3 protein-coding genes and 2 pseudogenes are annotated in these 8695 nt (G+C 66.4%); 4 read left to right on the top strand and 1 reads right to left on the bottom strand.

The window, feature by feature from the left end; genetic code table 11:
* Positions 1 to 861: 861 nt before the first annotated feature.
* Positions 862 to 1242 carry a transposase gene (locus tag H293_RS58240; protein ID WP_028808866.1) on the bottom strand — a complete coding sequence of 127 codons (381 nt, stop codon included), beginning with the start codon at positions 1240 to 1242 and terminating at the stop codon, positions 862 to 864.
* A 520-nt stretch (positions 1243 to 1762) separates the two neighbouring features.
* On the opposite strand from H293_RS58240, the gene H293_RS0148265 reads away from it, so the two are divergent.
* The 4 genes and pseudogenes from H293_RS0148265 to H293_RS53590 form a co-directional block, all read left to right on the top strand.
* Positions 1763 to 6214 (top strand): P-loop domain-containing protein, encoded by a 4452-nt coding sequence (locus H293_RS0148265; protein ID WP_020124922.1) that lies wholly within the window; start codon positions 1763 to 1765, stop codon positions 6212 to 6214.
* Positions 6211 to 7062 (top strand): hypothetical protein, encoded by an 852-nt coding sequence (locus H293_RS0148260; RefSeq protein WP_020124921.1) that lies wholly within the window; start codon positions 6211 to 6213, stop codon positions 7060 to 7062. The genes H293_RS0148265 and H293_RS0148260 overlap by 4 nt, the downstream gene beginning before the upstream one ends.
* Positions 7063 to 7292: 230 nt before the next feature.
* A pseudogene (locus H293_RS52380) lies at positions 7293 to 7502 on the top strand (IS5 family transposase); the annotation flags it as partial.
* 60 nt (positions 7503 to 7562) lie between these two features.
* A pseudogene (locus H293_RS53590) lies at positions 7563 to 8695 on the top strand (IS3 family transposase); the annotation flags it as partial.

Raw genomic sequence — 8695 nt, 5'->3', positions numbered from 1 at the left:
CTTGGCCGCCCGGTAGAGCGCATGCTGCAAGGCTCGGACCGGATCCAGCTTCAGGGATCCCGACATGGTGGAACTAGCCGAAACGGCACTCACCAAGCCCCTCCAGACAAACTGCACATCGACGAAGCAGCGGCCCTTCCCTGGCCGGCGGTTGTGTTGTCCGCCGGCTCGTCGCGGTACTACGGCCGCCTCCGACGCCCACCCGGCCCGCGCCCACTTCCCGGGGATCACCCGGTTATAGGACGCGCAGCTTCCGGCAGCACCTGTCCGCAGACCGCCGGGCCGGGGAGGGCCTCCCCAGTTCCCGCTGTCACCGTCGCAGCGTTTCATGCCCCATACGCCGGGGAGTCCCTCACGGCTGCATCTCAAGGATCTTCGCCGCTTCCATGGCCTTCGCCCTGATTTCGGGGGCTCGGCACTCCCTGTCCCCGCCCCGAGAGGCGGGCCTCTAACGACGCCGCAGGCTTCGCGTGATGCTACGGACCGCTGCTTTGCTCCCCCTTACAGGGCTTTCGACACTGGGCTTCGACGCCGGGCGTTTCCCCCCGACGCCGCCAGTCTGCTACCGGGCCTCCTGGCAGCTACCCGGACCGGACTTCCACCGGCAGGCGACAACGAGCTTACGACTCAAGATCAGCTACATCACAAAGACCTCCGAGTCTGCTGGGCGCGCGAACGATCGAGGCTAGTCGCTGAAAGCGACCCCGCCGGTCTCAAGCCGGACAACGGATCCCACTAAACGACGAGGCGGCCGGGCCGTCCGGCGACGGGAGGGATGCCGTCGACCAGGTCGAGGGTCTGGGTCGTTGACGTTCGCGGCGGTCGTGATGCCGTGCAGCGGGGCGCCCCTGCCGTCACAGATCAGGTGGTGTTTGCTGCCCGTCTTGCGCCGGTCGACCGGTGACGGGCCGGTCGCGGCTCCCCCTTTTTCGCGCGAACGTGGGAGCCGTCCACGCATGCGCGACTCCCGTCGAGTTCGCTGGCTGCGTTCAGCTCGGCGAGCAACACGTGGTGCAGTTGCTCGAAGACGCCGCCCTTCTGCCATCGGTCCAGTCGCCGCCAGCAGGTCTGTCCGGAGCCGAAACCCAGCTCCCGGGGCAGGAGTTGCCAGGCGATGTCCTGGTGGATGACGTACAGGATGACCTGCAGGCATAGCCGGTCGTCCACCGGCTTCGGCCCCGGTGACCGATTAGGCCAAGGCGAGAGCAGCGGTTCGATCCGTGCCCACAGGCCGTCGTCCACGATCCTAGGCAGAGTTGTCACACGACACGAACGGCCTAATCATCATGTCGGTCACGTCCGACCAGGACACCTCAGCAAGATCCTGTTACGAGCTCTTTGGATCTCGGATCGATTCAGGGATAGCAGCTAAATCCTTCAATGACTCCCAAAATACGAGGCGTAAAGTAGGCGGCGCCCAGGGGCTAGTCAAAGGAGAGGCGAGGTTGGCCGCCAGCCACAAGAGTTGGTGCGCGTGAGTGGGGCCGCCGCGTCAGTGTTGCGGGCCCGGCAACACCCTGCCCCACCTGCACAGTCTCGGGTGCTCCGTCGGTGCGCCTGGTGAGTGGTGACGTATCCTCTGCGCCGGCCGTCTCAGCGGCCAGCAGTATGATTGAGAAAGGGCAGCAGGTCAACACTGAGATCAATAGTCAAGCCGGCCCGGTTGCCACGTCACAGCTGCTGTGGATGACAATAGGAGAAACTTGACCGGTCTCTGTGGAGTTTCCACTAAGCTCCGTGACATCACGTCAGGGAGGGTTACGTGGTCGATGCGCTCGTCGTCGGAATGAGTTACTCGGCGGGCGGCAGGAAAGCGGTAGAGGGCCTCACACCAGTCGCCCTGCGACCGCTTCCCTCCGCGCCAGAGATCGCCGTCGAGCTGACCGCTGCACTCGGCAGCCACCCGGGGGTGTCGCTCACCGCTGGAAGTCCCCGGCTGGACCTGTCTCATGACGACCTGCAGCGGGAGTGGCGGAATGCCTACGAGGCCTGTGCGCGCACGGGCTCGGCTCTTATCGTGCAGTTCCTGGGACACGGCATTAACGGCTCTACCGCCAATTCACTGTTCCTCGCGGCCGACAACACCGATCCGGAGCGCCCAGCCTGGACGGCTGCGGACGTAGACCAGTGGTTGAAACAGGTGGAGAGCACCGATGGCGGTCCGCCGGTGCTATTTCTTCTCGACGTGTGCGGCGCCGGCCGTGCCCCCATGCAGCAGTGGTTGCACGGGTTGTCGGCCGATCGGCGTCGGGCGTGGGTGATCGCCGCCTGCGCGGACAACAGCAAGGCGTACGGTGCGCGTTTTTCCCGGGCCACTGCTTCCGTGCTGACCCGGCTCAAGGCTGGCTGGCTGGATCTCTCTCCGGCCATGAGGCATGTACCGGTGGAGACCTTCGCGCGGGAGATCGACCGGGAGCTTGCCCGGCTGCTTGCGGCCGAAGACAAACCACCGCAGCGCGTTTTGCGCACGGCGCGCGCAGAGGCCGACGGACCCGTACCGCCATTCCTCGAGAACCAGGGCTATCGGGAGACGCCTGCGGGACGATACCGGCAGCAGATGGAGAACGGCCTGTGGCAGTTCGCCTCAGCGGCCGACCCCGCCCTCGATGTCGTGCACTTCGTGTCCCGTGCCTCCGGATCCCCTCACCAGCAAAACGTCACCCGTCGCTGCTTCTTCACCGGCCGCCGTTTCCAGCTTCGGCAGCTCAAGGAGTGGCTGGAGGATGACCAGGCCGCTCGGCTCATGGTGGTCACCGGCAGCCCCGGCTCCGGCAAGTCAGCGCTCCTCGGCGTCCTCACGTGCCTCGCACACGAGCAGTTGGAGGAGGTCTCCGGATCGATCCGCGACCGTGTGCCCCGCCATCTCCGTGTAGAACGCCGGTCGATGCTCGCTGCGGTGCACGCACGGCAGCGGGATCCCGCTGCCGTACTGGCCTCCATAGCGGAGCAACTGGGTCTAGGGCAGGCACCGTTGCGGGGCTGGAGTGCGGACGAGGTGTTGACAAGGTTGCGGGGGGCTGTCGGAGACAGGGATCGGGTCAGGAAAGCGGCAGAAGAAAGGCGGGAGGAGGCGGAGAAAAGCGCGGCAGAACATCCGGACAAGAGCATAGAAAGTGATCCACGTGAGCCCATCGAAGTGCCGCCGCCCCTGCCACCCGCAGTCGTCATTGTCGATGCTCTAGACGAGGCGTCCCTCGACAAAGAACTGCTCAGCACGGTTCTGCTACCGCTCGCCACGGCATCGAGTGGCCGCAGTGACGGTGCTCCCGTGTGCAAAGTCGTTGTCGGTGTCCGCCCTTGGTGGGACCGTTTCCCCGAACTGAGCGGCGACCCTAGGAAGGCGTCGCCGCACGCACGAATGTCGGTCCTCAACCTCGACAAGACGTCCGGCCCCAAACGCACGAAGGAACTGGGCAACTACCTCGCGGATCTGCTGGAGCAGGCTCCGGCCTACACAGGCCCGGGGAGCACCAAGTCGCGGTTGGAGCTGGCCCAGGCCGTGGCCCAGCGGCTGACCACCGTGCGCCACCGGGGTAGCTTCTTGCTCGCCTCGCTCTTCGCCCACTACCTCACGGAGCATGACGGTCCGCTAACGGTTGAGGAGGCCGTGCGGCGCGTCCCCGAGGACCTGCCCGGCATGCTCGACCTCCACCTCGGCGTACTGACCCGCCAGCGGTCGGCCGTCCGGTCCGTGCTCTCAGCCCTCGCCCACGGGCTGGGCGAGGGCATGCCGCTGGAGGTTATTCACGCGGTGGCCGGGCAGCTCACCGCTGACGCGGACGAGGCACCGAACCTGGACGACACCCGAGACGCCATCGAGGCCGCATCCTTCTACATTCGGTCAGCCATTGACATCGATGGACGCAGGCTTTATCGCTTCTTCCACCAGAGCCTGGCCGACCATCTGGCCCCTGCCTCCTCGGACCGCCGCGCGGTCTGGCACGCTGTCCTGGGCACGGTTTCCGGTCGCGACGCGGCAGGTGAGCCAACCTGGGATCTCGCCCTTCCCTACGTCCAACGGCACGCAGCCCAGCACGCGGCAGACGCAGGGCAACTCGATGGCCTCCTCAAGTCGGCTGCTTTCCTGGTGCATTCAGACCCCACCGCTCTGCGAGCCCGGCTGCGTGACACCCGATCCCTGCGGGCGCGGCACATCGCCGAGATCATCGCTCCGGCGCTCTCCCCGCAGGACGACCCATGGATCCGCTGGGAGTGGCTGCGCCACAACGCGGTCGTCTGGAACGAGGACTGGCTGGTGCGGGCCCTCGATGCACTCCGCGGAACGAACAATGACTCGCTGGCTCCACTGACCCTGCAATGGGGGTCGCGAACCCGCGCCCTCAAAGACACCAGACGCTTCGCGGAGCAGGCCGAGCTGGCAACGGCGTCCGACCGCCCTGTGGCCGTGACGACGCATCCTGATGGACACGTGTGGATCCGCGACGCCCTGGACGGTGCATCGCTGGCGGTCCAAAAGGCCGGTTCGGGCAAACGACGGCCGGTGTTTGCCGTAGGAGTCGTCGGCGAGGCCACACTGATGGCCATCAGTTCCGGCAAGCGGTCGCTACGCCTGTGGAATCTGAACACAAACGACAACATGCAACGACTCCCCCTGCCCAATAGGCCGGTCGCCGTCGCCGTCGGCACCTTGGGGGGGCATCCGGTAGTAGCTGCGTGCGGCAAACAAGACATCACTGTGTTTTCCCTGCCTCCGTCCCTCTCCGGCGAGGATCTGCGGGTCACTACCTTCCCCACCGCCGCCTCGTCCCCGTACACAGCGATCGCGATCGCCGACATGGACGGCACGCCGACGGTGCTCGCGGGCACCGCCGGCGGCACCCTCGAGTTGTGGAATGCCGACGGCACGGGCCATCGCAGCCGGAAGATGCACACCGCCTCCGTGCGAAAGGTGCTGCCCAGCCGCAAGCGGAGTGGTCGGCATATCGTGACCTGCGCCGACGACGGTATCCGCGTGCTCAGTCTCGACGACGGTCGCGTACGCGAATTGACGGCCACTCTGGGAGCGGACCAGCCTGTCGCCCTGCTCGACCTCAACGGCGAGGAACATGTCGCCACCACGAGCGACGGACAGGTAGAGATCAGGTCTGTGCTGGACGAGCCCCGGCGCAGCCAACGTCACCCTTACCCGGAAGGGACCCGGATCCGGGCGCTGGGCAGTGACGGCTCCAGGCTCCTGGCACTCGCCGAAACACGCGACTTCGAGGTCGAGGTCCTCAACCGTCTCGACACCGCGGGACGGCTCGCCCAATGGGACGGTCACGACAGCCAGGTAGTCTCCGTCGCCCTGACGAGCCACCGCGGGCGCCAGTTCGCACTGAGCCTGAGCAAAGACGGCGTCCTGCACACCTGGGATACGGAGGACGGCCTGTGCCTGTCCTCCGGTCGGTTCCGCGGCGCCGTCACAGCCGCGGCGGGTGTGGTGGACGGAGTGCCGACCGCCATCGTCAGCACCGGGCAGAGAACGGCCTGGGCAGTGAACCTCACCAACGGCGTCGTTACCCGCAGCGGGATGTGGGACCTCTATCCGAGGAAACTCTCCTGGCACACCTACCGGGGAACGAGCGCTGTTGCTGCCCACGACTCGCACGGCATCAACACGGTAGTAGACGCGGCCGAGCCACAGCGCGTGCTGCTGTTTACCCACGTTCAACCGGGCGTGTGCCATGCGATCGGCGACGTGGGCCCGCTCACCGCCGTCACCGTATACAGCTCTCCTCCCGATCCAGGCGGCGACTCGAACCTGCCCGCCATGATGGAGGTCCACGACAGCGTGCGGACGCTGAGCTTCCGCGTGTCTGGCGAACCGGCAGCGACGACAATGGAGTGCCACCAGGAAACTCCGGTATTGGTCAGTGGATTCGCAGACGGGTTGGTCGTAGGCCGGGATCTGGTCAGTCGTCACATCGTGTTCTCGTTCCACAACCCCGACAAAGACCTGCACTCCATACATACGATGCCAAGCGAAGACTCATTCCACGTCGTGACGGCTTCCCGCAACGGAACCATCCGGGTCTGGGATCCGTTCGACGGAGCGAAGATGCTCGCGCAGGTTGAAGTCCCTGACCAAATAGGCCCAATCGCCGTCTCACCGCGTGGAGTCCTCGCTGCGTCCGGTTCCCGCATTTCGTATTTCAGCTGGTCACAGGTCAAAGACGAGCCACAGGAAGCGGCACGGGGGGAAGAAGACGCATGACACAACACGCGGTAGTCATGGTCCATGGCGTACAGAACTGGCGCCCCGGCGTCCCAGCTCCCGAGGCCACTGCCGAACTCGCTGCGGAGTGGTCACCGTGCCTCGCCGAGGGCTATCGTGCTGCGGGACTTGGGCACATCCCGGCACCACACGTTCAACCCGCCTACTACGCCCATCTCCTCAACGACGACGAGATCCAGTCCGTCCCGACGGGAATCGAGGAGCTGAGTGCGCCAGAAGCCGCCCTGCTCATCTCGTGGTTGCAGGCCGCAGGCCTACCGGCCGAGCCCCCCGAGGGTCAGGCTTGGGGGACGATGCCAGTAAGACAAGCCCTCGACTGGTTCGCGCGACGCCAGGGCATCTCGGCGGACCTGCTCGCGCGGATTGCGATCGCGCTGATGCCGGAGGTGTACGTCTACCTCACCTCGCCAGCTCGCCGCGCGGCGGCTCGCAAGGCGGTCGCGGAGACCGTACGAGCTTCTGGAGCCACCGTCGTCGTCGCCCACTCTCTCGGCTCAGTGGTCGCCTACGAGGCGCTGCACGCCTTCGCACTGCCGCAGGTGGAACTCCTCGTCACCCTCGGCTCGCCGCTCGGCCTGCCGGGAGGGGTGTTCGATGCTCTGGATCCTGCTCCCTCTGGCGGCCGGGGCATGCGCCCGCCTAGCCTAGACCGCTGGGTGAACATCGCCGATCCCGGTGATCTCGTCGCGGTGCCGAGACGTCTGGGAGACCGTTTCGATGTGGACAGCCATCACGAGTACCACATCGGCGCTCTGGACTTCCACACCATGAGCAGTTATCTGAGGTGCGGTCTGGTCGCCGGTGCCGTGGCACCCCACCTGTCCTGATGAGGTCGTCTTCATCTCTAGTGCGGTGATAGCTCCGCTATTCCGCCCGTGGACGTACTGGCGCGGGTGGGGCTGCCGAGGTGGCATTGCTTCCTGAGGCCGATGGTGTGAAGTCTGGGGCACGAGTCGGCACGCCTGTCTCATTCCAGGACGCCCGGATCTGTTCCGTGCTTCCACCAGGCAGGAGGCACGCCTGGGCGCACGCCCCCGGCCGGCGGTACGTCCAGGACATGGCCGACCGTCGTGCGTATCCGAGTCATCTGTCCGATGCCCGCCGGGAGTTGATGGAGCCGGTCCTGTCCCCGTGGCGCTTCGAACGTCGCGGCCGGACCCTGGACTTCGGCCGACCGCCCGAGCATGACCTGCGCGAAATCATGAACGCGATCTTGTACGTGGACCGCACCGGGGTGCAGTGGCGCTACCTGCCTCACGACGGGCCTTGACCCCTGATCTTGGACACACGAGACACTGGATCCTGAGGATCTGAGAACGGACATCTCGTGGTCATGAAGAACTATCCGCCGCAGTTCAAAGCGGACGCTGTCGCGCTGTACCAGACGCGGCCCGAGGCGACGATCCGGCAGGTCGCTGCCGATTTGGGAATCAACCCCGAGACCTTGCAAAACTGGGTCCGGGCAGCCGGCGCGAGCGGACCTCGGGGACGCCGGGCGGAGACGCCGGCCGAGGCGCCGACACCACTGGAGGCGGAGAACGCCGCTCTGCGCCAGAAGGTCCGCGATCTGGAGGAAGAACGCGAGATCCTGCGCAAGGCGGCGAAGTATTTCGCCGGGGAGACGCGCTGGTGAACCGCTTCCAGTTCGTCGCCGACCACCACCGCCGCTGCGGCGTGAAGCGGCTGTGCACCATCCTGGGCATCGCCCGCTCCAGCTTCTACTACTGGCGCCGGACGGCCGCGGACCGGACCGCTCGGCAGGCGGCCGACGCCCACCTCGCCACCCGGATACGAGCCGTGCACCACGAATCGGGCGGCGCCTACGGCGTTCCCAGGATCACCGCCGAACTCCGCGACGACGGCGAGCGAGTCAACCACAAGCGCATCGCGCGGGTGATGCGCAGCATCGGCCTGGAAGGCGTGCGGCTGCGTCGCAGGCACCGCACCACGAAGGTCCCGGACCTGATCGGCCGCGACTTCACAGCAAGCGAGCCGAACACAAAGTACGTCGGTCCCCTATCTCCCGCTGGACGGCGGAAAGTTCCTGTATCTGGCCACCGCCATCGACCTCGCCTCACGTCGCCTGGCCGGCTGGGCCATCGCGGACCACATGCGCACCGGCCTCGTCACCGATGCCCTGGCCGCCGCCGAACACACCCGAGGCAACCTCGCTGGAGCGCTCATACACACCAACCACGGAGCCCAGTACACCAGCCGGGCCTTCGCCGACGCCTGCCGTCAAGCCGGCGTCCGCCAGTCCATGAGCGCGATCGGCTCCAGCGCGGACAACGCACTCGCCGAGTCCTCCAACGCGACCTTCAAACGCGAGACGCTCCAGGGCCGCAAGACCTGGCCCAGCAAACGCGAGACCCTACTCGACGCGTTCGGCTGGCTCAACCGCTACAACACCCGACGCCGTCACTCCCACCTCGGACAACGCAGCCCCATCGCCTACGAGAC

This window comes from Streptomyces canus 299MFChir4.1, assembly GCF_000383615.1.
GTDB lineage: Bacteria > Actinomycetota > Actinomycetes > Streptomycetales > Streptomycetaceae > Streptomyces > Streptomyces canus_C.
This window is presented reverse-complemented; position numbering and strand designations above follow the sequence as displayed.